General features: G+C 46.6%; 17 protein-coding genes and 3 tRNA genes. 11 read left to right on the plus strand and 9 right to left on the minus strand.

What is annotated here, in order from left to right; genetic code table 11:
* Nucleotides 1-40: 40 nt before the first annotated feature.
* The 6 genes from efp to BM607_RS05300 form a co-directional block, all read right to left on the minus strand.
* Nucleotides 41-601 (minus strand): elongation factor P, encoded by a 561-nt coding sequence (efp, locus tag BM607_RS05275; RefSeq protein ID WP_006081573.1) that lies wholly within the window; start codon nucleotides 599-601, stop codon nucleotides 41-43.
* 45 nt (nucleotides 602-646) lie between these two features.
* Nucleotides 647-1,825, minus strand: coding sequence for an elongation factor P maturation arginine rhamnosyltransferase EarP (gene earP / locus BM607_RS05280; protein ID WP_071939816.1), 1,179 nt, complete (start codon nucleotides 1,823-1,825; stop codon nucleotides 647-649).
* 86 nt (nucleotides 1,826-1,911) lie between these two features.
* Nucleotides 1,912-2,439, minus strand: a complete 528-nt coding sequence (fldA, locus tag BM607_RS05285; RefSeq protein WP_006081576.1) for a flavodoxin FldA — start codon at nucleotides 2,437-2,439, stop codon at nucleotides 1,912-1,914.
* 54 nt (nucleotides 2,440-2,493) lie between these two features.
* On the minus strand, nucleotides 2,494-2,766 hold the full coding sequence (gene ybfE, locus BM607_RS05290; protein WP_006081577.1) for a LexA regulated protein: 273 nt from the start codon (nucleotides 2,764-2,766) through the stop codon (nucleotides 2,494-2,496).
* A gap of 10 nt (nucleotides 2,767-2,776) precedes the next feature.
* The gene (locus BM607_RS05295; RefSeq protein WP_006081578.1) at nucleotides 2,777-2,998 is read right to left on the minus strand and encodes a DUF2788 domain-containing protein; all 222 of its coding nucleotides are present in this window, start codon (nucleotides 2,996-2,998) and stop codon (nucleotides 2,777-2,779) included.
* Nucleotides 2,999-3,099: 101 nt separating this feature from the next.
* Nucleotides 3,100-3,876, minus strand: a complete 777-nt coding sequence (locus BM607_RS05300) for an alpha/beta fold hydrolase (protein ID WP_011839908.1) — start codon at nucleotides 3,874-3,876, stop codon at nucleotides 3,100-3,102.
* Nucleotides 3,877-4,173: 297 nt separating this feature from the next.
* Between BM607_RS05300 and seqA the strand changes: the two genes are divergently transcribed.
* A complete protein-coding gene (gene seqA, locus BM607_RS05305) occupies nucleotides 4,174-4,716 on the plus strand; it encodes a replication initiation negative regulator SeqA (RefSeq protein WP_006087176.1) in 543 nt (180 codons plus the stop codon).
* An 82-nt stretch (nucleotides 4,717-4,798) separates the two neighbouring features.
* Complete coding sequence (gene pgm, locus BM607_RS05310; protein ID WP_071939817.1) at nucleotides 4,799-6,451, plus strand: phosphoglucomutase (alpha-D-glucose-1,6-bisphosphate-dependent); 1,653 nt, start codon at nucleotides 4,799-4,801, stop codon at nucleotides 6,449-6,451.
* Nucleotides 6,452-6,562: 111 nt separating this feature from the next.
* Here pgm and msrA read toward each other — a convergent pair whose 3' ends face one another.
* Nucleotides 6,563-7,042 carry a peptide-methionine (S)-S-oxide reductase MsrA gene (msrA, locus tag BM607_RS05315; protein WP_006087174.1) on the minus strand — a complete coding sequence of 160 codons (480 nt, stop codon included), beginning with the start codon at nucleotides 7,040-7,042 and terminating at the stop codon, nucleotides 6,563-6,565.
* A gap of 342 nt (nucleotides 7,043-7,384) precedes the next feature.
* On the opposite strand from msrA, the gene astE reads away from it, so the two are divergent.
* The 5 genes from astE to nadA all read left to right on the plus strand — a co-directional run bounded on the left by astE (nucleotide 7,385) and on the right by nadA (nucleotide 13,589).
* Nucleotides 7,385-8,419 carry a succinylglutamate desuccinylase gene (astE, locus tag BM607_RS05320; protein ID WP_071939818.1) on the plus strand — a complete coding sequence of 345 codons (1,035 nt, stop codon included), beginning with the start codon at nucleotides 7,385-7,387 and terminating at the stop codon, nucleotides 8,417-8,419.
* A 162-nt stretch (nucleotides 8,420-8,581) separates the two neighbouring features.
* Nucleotides 8,582-9,760 carry a thiamine pyrophosphate-dependent dehydrogenase E1 component subunit alpha gene (locus BM607_RS05325; RefSeq protein ID WP_071939819.1) on the plus strand — a complete coding sequence of 393 codons (1,179 nt, stop codon included), beginning with the start codon at nucleotides 8,582-8,584 and terminating at the stop codon, nucleotides 9,758-9,760.
* A 3-nt stretch (nucleotides 9,761-9,763) separates the two neighbouring features.
* Nucleotides 9,764-10,741, plus strand: a complete 978-nt coding sequence (locus BM607_RS05330; protein WP_006081587.1) for an alpha-ketoacid dehydrogenase subunit beta — start codon at nucleotides 9,764-9,766, stop codon at nucleotides 10,739-10,741.
* Between the two features lie 9 nt (nucleotides 10,742-10,750).
* Nucleotides 10,751-12,373 carry a dihydrolipoyllysine-residue acetyltransferase gene (locus BM607_RS05335; protein WP_071939820.1) on the plus strand — a complete coding sequence of 541 codons (1,623 nt, stop codon included), beginning with the start codon at nucleotides 10,751-10,753 and terminating at the stop codon, nucleotides 12,371-12,373.
* Nucleotides 12,374-12,506: 133 nt separating this feature from the next.
* Nucleotides 12,507-13,589 carry a quinolinate synthase NadA gene (gene nadA / locus BM607_RS05340; protein WP_006081589.1) on the plus strand — a complete coding sequence of 361 codons (1,083 nt, stop codon included), beginning with the start codon at nucleotides 12,507-12,509 and terminating at the stop codon, nucleotides 13,587-13,589.
* A 148-nt stretch (nucleotides 13,590-13,737) separates the two neighbouring features.
* Here the strand turns inward: nadA and gap are convergent, their stop codons facing one another.
* The gene (gene gap / locus BM607_RS05345) at nucleotides 13,738-14,748 is read right to left on the minus strand and encodes a type I glyceraldehyde-3-phosphate dehydrogenase (RefSeq protein ID WP_006081590.1); all 1,011 of its coding nucleotides are present in this window, start codon (nucleotides 14,746-14,748) and stop codon (nucleotides 13,738-13,740) included.
* A 201-nt stretch (nucleotides 14,749-14,949) separates the two neighbouring features.
* Nucleotides 14,950-15,849, minus strand: a complete 900-nt coding sequence (locus tag BM607_RS05350; protein WP_071939821.1) for a DUF2989 domain-containing protein — start codon at nucleotides 15,847-15,849, stop codon at nucleotides 14,950-14,952.
* 203 nt (nucleotides 15,850-16,052) lie between these two features.
* On the opposite strand from BM607_RS05350, the gene BM607_RS05355 reads away from it, so the two are divergent.
* The 4 genes from BM607_RS05355 (at nucleotide 16,053) to BM607_RS05370 (ending at nucleotide 18,178) form a co-directional block, all read left to right on the plus strand.
* Nucleotides 16,053-17,486, plus strand: coding sequence for a glyceraldehyde-3-phosphate dehydrogenase (locus BM607_RS05355; RefSeq protein ID WP_011839899.1), 1,434 nt, complete (start codon nucleotides 16,053-16,055; stop codon nucleotides 17,484-17,486).
* A 383-nt stretch (nucleotides 17,487-17,869) separates the two neighbouring features.
* Nucleotides 17,870-17,945 (plus strand) — tRNA-Gly (locus BM607_RS05360).
* Nucleotides 17,946-17,968: 23 nt separating this feature from the next.
* Nucleotides 17,969-18,042 (plus strand) — tRNA-Cys (locus tag BM607_RS05365).
* A 49-nt stretch (nucleotides 18,043-18,091) separates the two neighbouring features.
* Nucleotides 18,092-18,178, plus strand: a tRNA-Leu gene (locus BM607_RS05370).
* The last annotated feature ends 2 nt before the right edge of the window (nucleotides 18,179-18,180 follow it).

An 18,180-nucleotide genomic window follows, 5' to 3' on the forward strand; every position in this document is an offset into this window, starting at 1 on the left:
CAAGCACTGGCTTTTCTTCGTCTGGAAACGAGAAAGGCGATTAAACGCGCTTCTTGAATTCGCCAGTACGAGTATCGATTTCAATCTTGTCGCCAACTTTCACGAAGTCAGCAACAGTAACAGTGCCGCCGCCAGTGATAGTTGCTGGCTTCATCACTTTACCTGAAGTATCGCCACGAGCTGAAGGCTCAGTGTAGATCACTTCACGTACGATAGTGGTTGGCATTTCAACAGAGATAGCTTTGCCATCGTAGAAAGTCACTTGGCAAGTTTCTTCCATACCGTCAACGATATAAGCCGCTGCATCACCTAAGTTTTCAGCTTCTACGTCGTATTGGTTATATTCTGCATCCATGAATACAAACATAGGATCAGCAAAGTAAGAATAAGTACAATCAAGACGATCTAGGATGATGTCTTCTAACTTATCTTCACCTTTGAAAGTCGTTTCAGTACCAGAGTTAAGCAGTAAGTTTTTCAACTTTAACTTAACGATAGCAGCGTTACGGCCAGAACGAGTTGTTTCAGTTTTCTGCACAACCCATGGGCTGCCATCTAACATGATCACGTTACCAGGACGGATTTCATGAGCAGTTTTCATTACACTATTTCCTATATTTAGATTTTTCTGTTTTCGCGCAGTATCTTAGCTGTTTTTAACGAACTGAACTAGTCGAGTAGCGAGATCTGCAGCATTTAATGCATTAATTGGCCATTGTTTAGCATGGTGCAACAAGGGCAAATTAACAGGATTAAGGTTTTGCCAGTGAAGGCTCACGGCAGATTGCTGTGCTTGGTTGAACGCAAGATTCAATTCAGACCAATAACAAGCAATTTTAGGTGGCAGATTATCGCAGTAAAGTTTGAGAAAAGCTTCTAATTTTACGAGGTGATAATCATCTTCTTGGGGATAAATATGCCAAATGAAGGGTTTTGCGGCCCATTGAGCGCGTAAAAAGGAATCTTCACCGCGGACGATATTGAAATCGCAGCTCCAGAGCAGACGATCAAACCCTTGTTGGTCTGTCATGGGTAAAATATGCAGGGTTAAATTGCCATGATTTATCTGCTGACCCGGCACTAGCGCGGCAATATCACAGGGCAGTAAATGCGTCAGACTGTTTAAGCTGCGCCCCTTGGGAATAAGCGCATGGATTTTCTCGGCCGATTGCTGCCATAACTCGCATAACGCGGGGAGTGCCTCGGTTTCATAGCTAAAGATGCTAATTACAGTATCTTGAGCCTCAATCCCTCTAAGACCTAGCTGACTAAAAAGCTGTAATTTGTTAGCTGAGTTAGCTTGCCAAGCATCGCGCTCGGCAAACAAATCTTGCTCGCAGATGAGCCCACCGGTTTTTGCGCCAAAGCCCGGGAAGTAAAAATACTTCTTTAAACCATTGGCTTGTAATGAAGGCAAACCATGGCAGCCTTCGACCCAATCCTCAGCGCTTAAATATTCTAAATTCAACCAGATAGGCACAGATCTGGGGTCGTTCTGATGTAAATAAACCAACTGCGCTTTTACCTGTTCGGGTAATTCACAGGCAAAGGCTTCGATGAGCACAGCTCCTGCGACAAACGCTACGGGTAAAGGCTTATTCCAATGAATAATATTCACACCATTAAACGTCTGCGCGGCTTTTAGTGGATCGAGTGTCGGTAAGATATGCGAGAAGCTTGCGAGGTCGTCGACCCACAAATTAACGGGAATCTGGTACTCATTAGCCATTTGTTTGGCTAAACGCCAAGTGACGCCAATATCGCCATAGTTATCGACGACGGTACAAAAGATATCCCAATGAGTGGAGCGGGGTGTGTTGGTCATGAGTGTGGTATGTCGTTATTCTTAGTCAGAAATATAAGCATAAAAAAAGCGGCGTTAAGGCCGCTTTAATCGAATGGTTAGCCCAATTAGTCTTCTAATTCAGCTAAGCACATTTCTTCGTAAATTTGCTTAACCCAAGCATCGACACGCTCTTCGGTCAGCTCTGGCTGGCGATCTTCATCGATACCTAAACCAATAAAGTGGTCGTCATCAACTTGGCCTTTAGAGGCTTCGAAGTTGTAGCTTGCAGTTGGCCAGTGACCAATGATGATACCACCACGCGCCTGAACGATATCGCCAACCATGCCCATGGCATCAAGGAAATACTCAGCGTAGTCTTCTTGATCACCACAACCAAAAATAGCGACAAGTTTGTCAGTAAAATCAATTTGCTCTAGTTCAGGGAAGAAATCATCCCAGTCACATTGAGCTTCGCCGTAATACCAGGTCGGGATGCCGAACAGCAGCAAGTCATACTCTGCAATCTGTTCTTTGGTACTTTTGGCGATATCTTTCACCTCAACCATTTTTTTACCCAGTTTTTTCTGGATCATCTTGGCTACGGCTTCGGTGTTACCTGTGTCGCTACCGAAAAAAAGACCTACAGTTGCCATTGTCTATCCTTTAATGTCTAGTTCACTTATTACGTTAATCTTGCTGGTACTCGTTCAGCACTCAACTTGTTGCTGAAGAATTAATTCGATTAACTGGCTACGGCTGATGTTACTGGCCAATGCCTGCTCATTCAAGGCGTCATACAAATCTTGTGACACCTTTAACTCTATTCGCTTTAATCCGTTGGCTTTATCGCGCTGGATTTGATTGCGTTTGTTGACCTTAAGCTGCTGGCTACGGGACAAAGGATTACTTCGTGGGCGGCCCCGGCGCTTTTCATTGGCAAAAAGGTCAATGGTGGTTCTGTCTGTCGCTTCTTTTGCCATGTTCTTATTGTTAACCGATCCCTGAGCCTTCCCAAGTGATCTGGATAATACCTTTTACAATAAACCCGGCGCAGCCGAGAAATAACACTAACCAAACAATAAATCGACCAAATTTCGGCACGTTACCTTGTTTAAGCACATCGTGGATGGCCATGCCGATAAAGAAAAATATCGAGGCAAAAAACAGGTTCAGGCCGATGGTTTCAATTTGTTCCATGTACTGAGATAACATACTTTCTTAGTCCTCGAGAGTGTTCTAAGGCCAAAAGAGGCGCGAATATATCACATCAAGATGGCGGCTGCCATATGCTTTAGGTCGAGTTTGCTGCTGATTTACATTGCTTGTTTGTCAATAAATTCAGACACAATCCGGTTAAAGATGGCGGGTTTCTGTGCATGTAACCAATGACCACAGCCTTCGAGGGTTTTCGCCTGCGCCGCAGGGAATTGCGCCATGATAGCGCTTCTGTGCTCACCAGTGACATAATTTGAGTCACCGCCGCGAATAAATAGACTCGGGCCACTATAGCTTTGCACTGGATTTGGCGCCTGATTGTGCCAACCAATAATATTGGGATAACAAGCCTTTAGCCCACTTAAGTTCAGCTTCCAACGAAAGCCAGTATCGGTACGTTGCAGGTTTTTGAGTAAAAACTGCGCGGTGGCTTCGTCGATACCTTTGTCTATTAAGTGGTTAAGGGCAAAGCGTCTGTCAGTATGACCTTCTAAGGGCAGACTTTCTAATGCGGCAAACACTAAGTCATGTCTTGGCTCATAGGCGACGGGGGCTATATCTGCTGCCACCATGCTGATAATGCGTTCTGGAAAGGCTAACGCCGTCGCCATGGCGATTTTACCGCCCATGGAGTGACCCACAATATGGGCGCGTTCAATAGCCAGTTCGTCGAGTAATGCAACCATGGCCGTGGCGAGGCGAGGGTAATCCATCTCATCCCAATGCTCACTTAAACCATGATTGGGCACATCGACACGAATAACCTGATACTGGCTTTCTAATACTTGCCCTAGGCCTTTGAGGTTATCTAGGTTGCCGAACAAGCCGTGGATCAAGAGTACTGCGGGTCCTTGGCCTGTAGAAACAAAGTTCATGGTCATTCCTGTTGGATATGTTTAGCTTAACGTGGCGCGAATTGTGCCCTTAATGCCGTTGGCTTGACAAGTCAGTTGCCACTTTGGCGTGTATGCGGCGATGAACTTGGGCGCTTTTTCGGCAATTGTCGATTATCTGCTAGTTTGCTGTGCTATTTCACGCATTTTTAGAATAATGGCGCTTTATCAGATTGATAGACATGGATACACTGGTAACCGATCGCAATGATCTGCCCCGATCGCTGTGGTACACTTTTTTCGGTTAAGCCTGTCGAATAACAAAGGATAATTAAGGTTATGAAATATATCGAAGTTGATGAAGAGCTCTATCGTCATATTGCCAGCAAAACAGAACGTATTGGTGAGAGCGCCTCTGACATTCTTCGTCGATTACTCGGCCTGTCCGTCGATGCGGTCGAACCACCTCAGCCTTTGGCGATAAGCCAACCAAGTTTAGAGGCTGAGCCGATTCAAGCTGTGGCGGTGCAAGCTGCACCTGCTGTGAATGACTTCAGTCGCTTAGTCGATGAACATCTGTTATCGCAACAAAAAGGCGCGGTAGGGCGTTTCCTCTTTTTGCTCGAAAGTCTGTATCAATTAGCCCCAGAGCAGTTCTCGCAAATTCTGCAGATCCAAGGGCGCGATCGTTTGTATTTTGCCCGTTCGAAAGAGCAATTACTGGAAGCGAGCGCATCGGCGAATCCTAAAGAAATCGGTACCAGTGGTTTCTGGGTGACAAGCAACAACAATACCGCCAAGAAACGCACCATTTTATCTGAAGTCTTAGTGCAATTTGGCTGTGATGCAACGGTTGCAGCTGGCATCGCCGAGCGCGTTTAATCCGCGGGTGAGCCGTTTCATCAGCTATTGAGCTAAGTTTAATCATTGTTTTTAATTGTAATTGAGTGCAGGAGAGCCATAGGTGGCAATACATCAAAGGGCAGGACAAATCGCTAATCAGACGGATCTGGTCAATATTCCAAAACTGATGAGCCATTATTACAGCATCACGCCAAATATGGATGATGTACAACAACGCGTCACCTTTGGCACTTCTGGGCACAGAGGCTGCGCTTTTAATGGCAGTTTTAACCAACAACACATTTGGGCGATTACCCAAGCTGTGGTGGATTACCGCCAATCGGTGAATATCAATGGGCCGTTGATCCTCGGGATTGACACCCATGCGTTATCCTATGCGGCTTATTTATCGGCAATTGAAGTGCTGGCGGCAAATAAAGTCACAGTGCACATCCAACAGAATGATGGTTTCACGCCAACACCAGTGGTGTCCCATGGGGTGATTTGCGCCAATCGCGAAGCCAATATCACAGGTGCGGCACTGTCCGATGGTTTGATTATCACGCCTTCCCATAATCCGCCTCAAGATGGCGGGATCAAATACAATCCACCCCATGGTGGACCGGCCGAAGGTAATATCACGGCTTGGATTGAGTCGCGTGCCAATGATTACTTGCGCCAAGCGTTAGCTGGCGTGCAAAAATTAGCGTATGCCGAAGCACTGGCCTCAGGCTATGTCAACGCCATTGATTTGATCACGCCCTATGTGGCTGATTTAGAGAATGTTATCGATATGCAGGCGATTGCCAACGCTAAGCTGCGTATCGGTGTGGACCCGCTCGGTGGTTCAGGGATTTTCTACTGGGCTCCGATTGCCGCGCGTTATGGGCTCGATATCACCTTAGTTAATGATAAAGTTGACCCAAGCTTTAGCTTTATGCCGCTGGATAAAGACGGCAAAATCCGTATGGATTGCTCGTCTCCCTATGCGATGGCAGGGTTACTCGCCCATAAAGAATCCTTTGATTTATGCCTTGGTAACGATCCTGACTATGACCGTCACGGCATTGTCTGCCCTGGTACCGGCTTGATGGACCCTAATCACTACCTTGCGGTCGCTATCGATTATTTACTGACGCACAGACCGGATTGGAGCGATACCTTAGCCATAGGTAAAACCTTAGTATCGAGTGCGCTTATCGATAAAATCTGTGCTTTCCATGGCAAAAAATTACTCGAAGTGCCTGTGGGCTTTAAGTGGTTTGTCGATGGTTTAGCCGAAGCCACCATCGCCTTTGGCGGTGAAGAGAGCGCTGGCGCGGCATTTTTACGCCGTGATGGCACTACGTGGTGTACAGATAAAGACGGCTTTATTCTAGGGTTACTTGCTGCAGAAATTCTTGCGGTGACAGGTAAAACTCCAGGTCAACGCCATCAAGAGCTAGTAAAACAATTTGGCCAAAGTTTTTATAAACGTATCGATAGCCCAATCAGTCTTGAAAACAAGGCCAAATTTGCGTTATTAAATGCAGAAACCTTAAATGCCACTGTGCTTGCGGGTGAGACAATCGAAAACGTGTTAACCCATGCGCCGGGCAATAATGCGGCCATTGGTGGCATCAAAGTGACTACGGCGAATGGTTGGTTTGCCGCGCGTCCATCGGGCACGGAAGCGTTATTTAAGATCTACGGCGAGAGTTTTATCAGTGAGCAGCATTTAGCTGAAATCATCAAAGATGCGCAGGCATTAATTGATAAGGCGCTGAACGCTTAACGCAGCAGTAGGTTTATAAAGTATTAAAAACAAACGCATTCAGTTTTGAGTGCGTTTTTGTTTATGTCTATTTAAGCTATGAGTATTAAACTCATGCTGATTTGACCGTATTTAGTACTCGATATGACAACTCGGTAAGTTATTCTTATCGATGTAATTTTGGTGATATTCCTCTGCCACATGGAACTGTTGCAATGGCACAATTTCAGTCACGATATGGCGTAATCCCCAACGACCTGAGCGGGCAAAAGCTAATTTTGAGGCTTCTGCCGCGGCTTTTTGTTCACGGTCATGGAAGAAAATCGTGCTGCGGTATTGAGTGCCTATATCTCCGCCTTGCATGTTCAGACTGGTTGGATTGTGGTTTTTCCAAAATACCTCGAGCAAGTCTTCATAACTGACCAGGGCAGGGTCAAATTCCACTTGTACCACTTCGGCGTGGCCCGTTTTGCCTTTTTTGACTTCTTCATAGGTGGTCGCGCTATTATTGCCGCCCATGTAACCGCAGGTGGCATTCGATACGCCATTCACTTGTCTAAAAAAATACTCTACGCCCCAGAAACAGCCGGCACCAAAGGTTGCTAACGCCATAATTAAATCCAATAGAAGTCTAGATGGCTAAGGATTGTGATAAAACTCGCGCGCAAAAGCAAGCCTCTAGCAGGAATATTTATGCTGGACGATTTTTCGATAAAGGCATGGGAAATTTACACTCGGCATAGCAAAGCGCCGCGTTGATCTTATTCCGTTCAAAACTGGGTCCTATGGCGATAAATGTCTGAGAACAGCATTAAAAACATGTGTTAGTATTGAAGCCGCTTTTTAAGGTGCGAGTCAGCCTAACCGCGGTGAGATGAATGCTTGAGTGGTTATTGCTATCTGCACTGATGCTATTGCGCCGTTACTGTTACACACCATTATAAGGAGAATTCTGTGTTACAAGCTCTGTTAGATTCAAAGGATTTTTTAGCGCTCACCTTAGCCCATCCTGAACAGTTCGATGGCGAGTTTTCATTTAGCTTAGGCGACCATACCCAAGTTGAAGTGTGGGATACCGGCGTTATCGTTTTTGAGCCCGCCCAGAATGAAGGAAAAGATGTTGTCCTTTCTTGCGGTGTTCACGGTAACGAGACCGCGCCCATTGAACTCTGCAATGGCTTAATTAAGCAGCTTTTACAGCAAAAGATCATCGCTAAACAGCGCACTTTATTCCTGATTGGTAACCCATTAGCGATTAATAACGGCACGCGGATTATCGATGAGAACATGAATCGTCTCTTTAGTGGTGAGCATTCCAATCCTCCGGGATTAGTCAATCCTGAGCGAGTGCGCGCCAAAAAACTCGAAGCCTATGTCGACCGTTTTTATACCGCGGTTGCCGATGGTCGTCAGCGCATTCATTATGATCTGCACACGGCGATGCGCGCCTCGAAGCATGAAAAGTTCGCTATTTATCCCTATCGTCCAGGGCGTGCCTTTAGCGGCGAGCAAATCATGTTTTTAGCCGCAAGCGGCGTCGATACGGTACTTTTTCACCACGAACCGACCACGACCTTTAGCTATTTTTCCTCCGAACGCTACGGCGCCGATGCCTTTACCATTGAGCTTGGCAAAGTGTATCCCATGGGGCAGAACGACATGACGCGTTTTATTGCGACCCATGAAATGTTTATGCGCTTGATCACCGCTAAGCCGTTGGAGTTAGATGCATTTGATGCCGATAAGGTTAACTTGTATCAAGTGTGCCGCGTCATCAATAAACATTTCGATGATTTTGAATTTACCTTCGCAACCGATGTCGAAAACTTCAGATCTTTCCCGAAAGGTTTTGTATTAGCGCGGGAAGGTGGGCAAGAAATTAAAGTGGAACATGAGTTTGAGTCTGTCGTGTTCCCTAATGCCAAAGTGCCTATTGGCAATCGCACTGTGATTTGCCTGATCCCTGCAGTGAATGCGGACGTGCGTTAGGCTTGTAAAGCAATATATACATGCGAGGCAGGGATAACTTGTGGTTTGAGCTATGCCAATGGTTGATAGGTAGTTTACGTTAACGTAATGTTCGTCGGGCATATTCGTATAAACAGACGCATCAAAACGCTTTGGTGCGTAATGAGATAACAAGAGCACAATATGAGCAAAGCAACACTCAACACTGATACAGTGCACCGTGTCGGCTTCTTGGATAAGGCATCGCTACACATTCCTATCCTTCGAATTCTACAAGCCGACGGCACCACTTATGAAACCGCGGTTTTGCCTGTGATAGATGAAACCTTAGCCACTAAAATTTACGATACCTGCGTGTTCATTCGGGTACTCGATGAACGTATGTTAGGTGCCCAGCGTCAAGGGCGCATCAGCTTCTACATGACCTGTACGGGTGAAGAAGCGGCGATTGTCGGCAGTGTGGCCGCACTCGATCAAGAGGACGTTATCCTCGCGCAATACCGTGAGCATGCGGCGTTGCGTTATCGCGGCTTTACCACTGAACAGTTTATGAATCAGATGTTCAGTAACGAGAAAGATCTCGGTAAAGGTCGCCAAATGCCAATCCATTACGGCAGTGCGGCATTGCATTATCAAACGATTTCTTCACCCCTTGCGACACAAATCCCGCAGGCGACTGGTGTGGGCTACAGCTTAAAAATGCAAGGTAAGCGCAACGTCGCGGTTTGCTATTTTGGCGAAGGCGCTGCATCGGAAGGGGACTTCCATGCCGGTCTAAACATGGCAGCAGTATTGAAGTGTCCAGTGATTTTCTTCTGTCGTAACAATGGCTACGCCATTTCAACCCCAACTGAAGAGCAGTTTGCCGGTAACGGTATTGCGAGTCGCGGCGTGGGTTATGGCATGCACACGATTCGTGTTGACGGCAATGACATGTTGGCCGTGTTAGCGGCAACGCAGCAAGCCCGCGCTTATGCGATTGAGCATAATGCCCCTGTGCTGATTGAAGCCATGACTTACCGTCTCGGCGCGCATTCATCATCAGACGATCCATCAGGTTATCGCTCGAAAGATGAAGAAGCCAAGTGGCAGCAACACGATCCGGTTAAACGCTTCAAATTATGGCTTATCAACAAAGGTTGGTTAGCTGAAGCGGATGATGTGAAACTGCATGAGAAATATCGTGAAGAAGTATTGGCTGCGGTAAAAGTGGCTGAAAAAATTCCTGTGCCTATGCTGGATGAAATTATTGAAGATGTGTACGACAAGCCGACGCCAGTGCTGAAAAAGCAACTCGCCGATCTTAAAGAACATATCAAAAAATATCCGCAAGCCTATCCAAAAAGTGCAGGGAGACTATAAGCCGTGGCTGAAATGAATATGTTACAGGCCGTCAATGAGGCCTTGTCGATAGCCATGCAAGCCGATGAGCGCATGGTGGTTTTTGGTGAAGATGTGGGTCACTTTGGTGGGGTATTTCGCGCCACTTCCGGTCTTCAAGAAAAATTTGGTCGCGATCGCTGCTTTAATACCCCGCTGACAGAGCAAGGTATTGCCGGTTTTGCCAATGGTTTAGCCTCAAATGGCATGACTGCTGTGGCGGAAATCCAATTCGCCGATTATATCTTTCCGGCGTTCGATCAAATCGTCAACGAGTCGGCTAAGTTCCGTTACCGCAGCGGTAATGAGTTCGATGTCGGTGGATTAGTGTTCCGTACGCCCTATGGCGGCGGCATTGCTGGCGGCCATTATCACTCGCAATCACCCGAAGCTTATTTTACCCAGACACCGGGATTAAAAGTAGTGGTACCACGTAACCCAGAGCAAGCCAAAGGCCTGCTGTTGGCGTCAATTCGTGACAAAAACCCAGTGATCTTCTTTGAGCCTAAGCGTTTATATCGCGCATCGGTTGGCGAAGTGCCAGCGGGCGATTATGAAATTGAACTGGGCAAGGCTGAAGTGGTTCGCGAAGGTAAAGACATCACCTTAGTGGCGTGGGGCGCGCAAATGGAAATCCTTGAAAAAGCCGCCGACATGGCCGCTAAAGAAGGGATCTCCTGCGAAATTATTGATTTACGCACCTTGTCACCTTGGGATATCGATACCGTTGCCGATTCAGTTAAAAAGACCGGACGTTTGCTGGTTAACCATGAAGCGCCATTAACTGGTGGTTTTGCAGGTGAAATTGCCGCGACAATCCAGCAAGAATGCTTCTTGTATCTTGAGTCGCCCATCAGCCGCGTTTGTGGTTTAGATACCCCGTACCCACTCATTCATGAAAAAGAATACATGCCTGATGCGTTCAAAACGTTTGAAGCCATCAAAGCATCAGTGACCTTCTAGGAGTCCGGTATGATTAAAGATTTTATTTTGCCGGATATTGGCGAAGGTGTAGTGGAATGTGAATTGGTTGAATGGTTGGTCAAAGAAGGCGACACAGTCGTTGAAGATCAGCCGATTGCCGATGTCATGACAGACAAAGCCCTAGTGCAAATCCCTGCGCCATTTGCGGGCGTGGTCACTAAGCTGTATTACGCCAAGGGCGATATTGCGAAAGTGCATGCGCCGCTCTATGCCGTACAAATTGAAGGTGCCGTTGAAATCGCGAGTGAAGAGTCTATTGCGACTGAACCTGCTGCGACGACTTCAAAAGTGACTGAGCCTGTGGCGGCAACAACTGCCAATACGTCATCCAGTTCATCCGTCAGCATTGAAGAATTCTTACTACCGGATATCGGCGAAGGTATTGTTGAATGTGAACTCGTCGAATGGCTAGTGAGCGAAGGTGATTGGGTTGAGGAAGATCAACCGATTGCCGACGTGATGACAGATAAAGCGCTGGTGCAAATTCCTGCCATTAAAGCGGGTAAAATTGCCAAACTGCATTATCGCAAAGGTCAGCTAGCTAAAGTGCATGCGCCTTTATTTGCCATTGAAGTTGAACATGCGGCTTCTGCACCTGCGACAACAAACACTGATACTGTGGCCAATGCGGCACCAACAGCGCAGATTGTGAGTGCAGAACCTGCTCGTCAAGGTAAAGCCTTGGCCAGCCCTGCGGTTCGTCGAATGGCGCGGTCGTTAGATATCGATTTGAGCCAAGTACCTGGCACAGGAAAGCACGGCCGTGTGTATAAGGAAGACATCACTCGCTTCCAACAAGGCGCGAGCAATGTTTCTACTCCAAGTACGACTCAGGTAAAAGAGGCGCCAGTTCAAGCGACTCAAGCATCTCAAACCCAAGTCCCAACATCGACAGTAACTCAACGCGCTGACACGGTTGAGCCGATTCGCGGCGTAAAAGCTGTGATGGCACGCATGATGGTGGAATCAGTGTCGAGCATTCCGCACTTTACCTATTGCGAAGAGTTTGATTTAACAGACTTAGTCGCACTGCGTGAAAGCATGAAAGTGAAGTATTCGTCCGATGAAGTGAAGCTGACCATGATGCCTTTCTTCATGAAGTCGATGTCGCTCGCGTTAAGTCAGTTCCCTGTGATGAATAGCCAAGTGAATGCTGATTGCACTGAGCTGACTTACAAGGCGCGCCACAATATCGGCATGGCGGTGGATTCTAAAGTCGGTCTCTTGGTGCCAAACATCAAAGATGTGCAGGACAAGAGCATTTTAGAAGTGGCGGCAGAAATCACCCGCCTGACCCAAGCAGCCCGCAGTGGCCGCGTGGCGCCAGCGGATCTGAAAGACGGCACGATTTCCATCTCTAACATTGGCGCCTTAGGTGGCACAGTGGCGACGCCTATTATCAATAAACCTGAAGTGGCGATTGTGGCCTTAGGTAAGTTGCAAACCTTGCCGCGTTTTAATGCGAAAGGGGAAGTCGAAGCCCGCCAAATCATGCAAGTAAGCTGGTCTGGCGACCACAGAGTGATCGATGGCGGTACCATTGCTCGCTTCTGTAATCTGTGGAAACAATATCTGGAGCAGCCGCAAGAGATGTTATTGGCCATGCGCTAAGCCGCTGGCACGCAGATTTGACAGTAAAAGGACGCTTTAGAGCGTCCTTTTTTATTTGCTTTGCACAAATGGGTTAATCTTTTGATCCCGATTACGTATAATTCCCGGACGTAGTTATCCTGATGGATGTGTTATGAGTCAGTTTGCCCCCAGCCCATTTGCTCCAACAATAGAAACCATTGATTACCCGTTTCCGCCTAAGCCAGTTCCTTTGTCCGATGCGCAAAAAGCCGATTACAAGGCGCGTATCAAACAACTGCTCATTGAAAAAGATGCCGTTCTGGTTGCCCATTATTATACCGATCCTGAAATCCAAGCCCTTGCCGAAGAAACCGGCGGCTGCGTTTCAGACTCCTTAGAAATGGCGCGCTTTGGCCGCGATCACCCAGCAAAAACCTTAATCGTTGCTGGGGTCAAGTTTATGGGCGAAACCGCCAAGATTTTGAGCCCAGAAAAAACCATTTTAATGCCGACCTTAGAAGCCACTTGTTCATTGGACTTAGGTTGTCCAATCGATAAGTTCAGTGCTTTCTGCGACGCGCACCCAGATCATACTGTGGTGGTTTACGCCAATACTTCGGCAGCCGTTAAAGCGCGCGCCGACTGGGTGGTGACCTCTAGTATTGCCCTCGAAATCGTTGAGCACTTAGACAGCGAAGGTAAAAAGATCATTTGGGGACCAGACCGTCATTTAGGCAGTTATATTGCTAAACAGACGGGCGCCGAAATGTTGATGTGGCAGGGCGATTGTATCGTTCACGACGAGTTTAAATCGAACGCGCTGCGCGATATGAAAAGCGTTTACCCAGATGCAGCTATCCTTGTGCATCCTGAGTCACCAGCCAGTGTGGTGGCGATGGCCGATGCCGTTGGCTCGACCAGTCAATTGATCAAAGCGGCGCAGACTATGCCTAATGAGCGTTTTATTGTGGCAACCGATCGCGGCATCTTCTATAAAATGCAGCAGGCGGCGCCAGGTAAAATCTTAATCGAAGCGCCAACAGGCGGAAATGGCGCAACCTGTAAGAGTTGCGCTCACTGTCCTTGGATGGCGATGAACGGTCTACAGGCGATTGAAGCATCACTCGCCGACAGCGATAAAACCACCCATGAGATTTTTGTGGATGAAGACTTAAGAGTTAAAGCGCTGATCCCGCTGACGCGCATGTTGGATTTTGCTAAGACACTGAATATGAAAGTGAAGGGTAATGCCTAAGCCCGTTCTTTAGCTTTTTCTCTGTTTGATAAAAATCCCCGCCATAGAGTGGGGATTTTTTATGGCTGTTGTTTTTATTAAAACTAAGGCAATAAAAAGCCCCGCAAATGCGAGGCTTGATTGAGTAACGCATAATCTAGTGACTAGATTACTTTGCGTTCATCAGTGCAACCGCGTTATCTAACATACGGTTACTGAATCCCCACTCGTTATCATACCAAGACATCACTTTCACTAAACGGCCGTTCACACGGGTTTGAGTGGCGTCAAAGTTTGAAGAGAACGCATTGTGGTTAAAGTCGATAGACACTAATGGCTCTTTATTTACCGCTAACACTTCGCTCAATGGCGCAACGCTGGCAGCACGTTCGATAATGGCATTCACTTCTTCAACTGTCGTATCACGGGCAGCGATGAAAGATAAATCCACCAGTGATACGTTAACTGTAGGTACACGAACCGCTAAACCGTCGAACTTACCTTGTAATTCAGGTACAACCAAACCTACAGCAGCAGCTGCGCCAGTTTTAGTTGGGATCATTGACAGTGCTGCTGCACGGGCACGACGTAAATCTGTGTGGTACACGTCAGATAAACGTTGATCGTTGGTATAAGCGTGAATCGTGGTCATCAGGCCTGATTCAATACCAATCTCGTCATTTAACGGCTTAGCAAAAGGCGCTAAACAGTTAGTTGTACAAGAAGCATTTGAAATCACTGTCATGTCTGACGTCAGCACGTTGTTGTTCACACCGTAAACAACAGTGGCATCGACGTTTTTGCCTGGAGCAGAAATAATTACTTTCTTCGCACCTGCGGTTAAATGCGGTTGAACGGTTTCTTTAGAAGTGAAGATACCAGTACATTCGAAAACCACGTCAACTTGCAACTCAGCCCATGGCAGTTTTGCAGGATCACGTTCTTGGAAAGTGAGGATCTTATCGCCATTCACATAAATAGCTTCGGCATCATGGTCAACTTTGGCGTTGAAACGACCGTGAACAGAATCGTATTTTGTCAGGTGAGCGTTGATTGAAGCGTCGCCTAAATCATTAATAGCGACAATCTTGATTGGATAAGCTTTTTCGCTTTCGTACAAGGCGCGTAATACGTTTCTACCGATACGGCCATAGCCATTTATTGCTACACGGATAGTCATCTCATATCCCTCTGGTGATTATAAAATTCAACTGGTAGTAAAATTACCAAACTGACAGCTATCGTCAAGTTAAATCGGCATTTTACCGCTGTCTTGATTAACAAATTAGGTATTTTTTTTACATCGGTCGCGAAATCACCATTTTTTACGCGTTAATTGGGTAAAAAATTACAAGATGGCAAACATTTTGCCATCGATTGCTTAGTCTGTTTTTTCGACAGGCGCAGGCGGCACAGCCTCGGTTGTCGTCGGCGCTTGGTCAACCGCTTGAGGATCAAGCCATTGTCTTACTGGACTCTGAGGATAAGTCCCGTTTTTTAGCGCATCGATAAGGGCTTGGGCTTTTAAATCGAGTTCAGTCGCCAGCGTTTTATTGCCACCGAGCAAGGCTAGCATTTTTTCCTCTGAATACTTCTGCTGCGTAAGTAGTAAATTTGCCTTCGTCAGCATATAGGCTTTATCGAATACCTGTTGCTGGCGATAGGCTGATGCGAGCCCAAGTAACCAGTTAACGTCGAAATCATCGTATTGGATGTCTGCAAAGACTTTAAGATAGAGTTGTTGCGCTTTGATGGCATTTCGATTGCTGTAATAGGTGGCGACTTGGGCAAGTAAGAAAGAGTCAGTCACTTCGCCGGCGTTTTCATGTTCTAACAATCGATTTAGCGCCGCGGTATCGCCAAAGCGCGTCCATTGGTAATAGGACATGAAAGGATCTTGTCGCTCGCGGGTTTGCTCTTGCAGCAAACTTAAATTCTGGGTGCTTAATCTAAAGGCTCTGGCTCTATCAGCGGTGCGATTGGTGTGGATGATATGTTGCACGCCAGAGGCGAGTTCAATGCAGCGGCTGTAATCCTCAAGATAGGTCAATTGCAGATAGAGTTGTTTGCCTGTGGGGTTTTCGATGTCTTTTAACTCGTAGCGGTTCTGAATAAGTTTGGTTTTTTCGGCCAAACACCAGCCGTCCTTATGCAAATCGGCACAAATTTCAGGATTATTTTTACAAATTGCTGAGATATTTCGGTCATTATCACAACCGAAAAGACCGAAAAAGCTCATCCCTAAGGTAAATGATGTAATTATTACTAGATTTTGTCTCAAAACACTCTCCAAACGATAATTTTTCTAATAAAATTACAGATTTACAGAAAATATCTTACTGGCAACAAAGCGCGACTTTCATTACAATGGCGCCGACCAAAACAGGGTTTTCCCTAAAACCCGCATTAGATTATTGGTCTTTTCGTCATGTTACTCAAACCTTTCAGTACATTTTATTGAAAAGTGAGATAAAGGATCTGTAAATGAGCGCTGATAAACACCTACAAAGTTGGCAAGAACGTTTTGAAATGGCAGAGGCAATGCAGCCTTTGTTAGGCAAGTTGTACCGTAACCAAGGCGTTGAAGTCGTGGTCTACGGCAAGCCGTTACTCAATGCTTCTACGATTGAAATCATTAAAGCGCACCGTTTAGTTCGTCGTCATGTCGGTGAAAAATTACGTTTACGCGAGAGTTTCCCCTTCGTTCAAGCTTTGAGCAAACTCGCAGTTAAACAATGTAAAGTGGATATTGGTAAGCTTGCAGTCAATTACTGGCGCGATCACACCGATGTCAGCGAAATTGAAAACTATATGGCAAAAGAGTTGGCCGATGCCATCGACCATGCTGATGATGTCGCACCGCGTGATGTCGTGCTGTATGGTTTTGGCCGTATCGGTCGCTTATTAGCACGCCTGCTGATTGAACGCACAGGTCGCAGCAATAAGTTAAGATTGCGCGCTATCGTATTACGTGGCGGTAAGAAAGGTGATTTAGAGAAACGTGCCAGTTTATTGCGCCGTGACTCAGTCCATGGTCCTTTCAATGGCTCTGTGGAAGTTGACGAAGAGAACAATGCCATCATCGCCAACGGTACCTATATCCAAGTGATTTACGCGAATTCGCCTGATGAAGTGGATTACACTAAATACGATATCAGCGATGCACTCGTTGTTGATAACACAGGTATTTGGAAAGATGAAGCGGGTCTTGGTTTACATCTTAAGAGCCCAGGCGCGAGCAAAGTGTTGCTGACAGCTCCTGCAAAAGGCGCTATCAAGAACATCGTTTACGGTGTGAATGAAGGCGACATTACCCCAGAAGACATTATCGTTTCTGCGGCAAGCTGTACGACCAACGCCATTACGCCGGTACTGAAAGCCGTGAATGATAAATATGGTATTGAGAATGGTCACGTTGAGACGATTCACTCTTATACCAACGATCAAAACTTGATTGATAACTATCACACCGCTGACCGCCGTGGCCGCAGTGCACCATTAAACATGGTGATCACTGAAACAGGCGCCGCGAAAGCCGTTGCTAAAGCACTGCCAGTGTTAGCGGGCAAGTTAACCGGTAACGCGATTCGTGTGCCAACGCCGAACGTTTCTATGGCCATCATCAGCATGAACTTGAATGCTGAAACCAGTAAAGATGAGCTGAATGAGTACCTGAAAGATACGGCGCTGCAATCACCACTACAAAATCAAATCGATTACACCGACTCTACTGAGATTGTATCGAGCGATTTAGTGGGTTCTCGCTACGCGGGCGTGATTGATTCACAAGCGACTATCGCAGAAGGCAAGCGTGCCATTCTTTATGTATGGTATGACAACGAGTTTGGTTACAGCTGCCAAGTGGTTGGCGTAATGCAAACTATGTTAGGTTTAACGACGCTATCTCTACCAGCATAAGTTAGCTGCGTAAATAACCAGAGTAAGTTATGCGGAGTCTTGAAAACTGCGCATAATCTTCACATCAAGCGCCCAGTAGGGCGCTTTTGTTTTTCTATACTCAGGCAACTTAATTGAGTTCGACTCAATCCTCACAATCAACCACAGCTTATCTGCCTCACTTAATCATCTGCCGCATCGACGACAGTATCGGCAAAAAGCCTAAATTGATGAAGGAAACATCAACTTTGCGGACTTGTGGCGCTTTATTGGGCAAACGATGCGGCTTAGATCATTTTTTAAAAATTGTTGATTGACTCTGAGGTCTAAATCGGTAGAATGCCAATCCGCAGTCAGGGGAAAGCATGCATAGCATGGCTTCTAATGATTAAGCGCAATGATAAGCGACATTAGCTCAGTTGGTAGAGCGATACCTTGCCAAGGTATAGGTCATCGGTTCGAACCCGATATGTCGCTCCAAATTTAATAAATTTGGCAGTTTGGGCGCGATGGCAGAATGGCTATGCTGCGGATTGCAAATCCGTCGATCTCGGTTCGACTCCGGGTCGCGCCTCCATAGATTAACGTATTAATGACACGATTCCCGTCGTTAATATAAAGAGTTTGCCCGAGTGGTGGAATCGGTAGACACAAGGGATTTAAAATCCCTCGCTGGTAACAGCGTGCCAGTTCAAGTCTGGCCTCGGGTACCAAA

Source organism: Shewanella sp. SACH, assembly GCF_001887095.2.
In the GTDB taxonomy this organism is placed as follows: Bacteria; Pseudomonadota; Gammaproteobacteria; order Enterobacterales; family Shewanellaceae; genus Shewanella; species Shewanella baltica.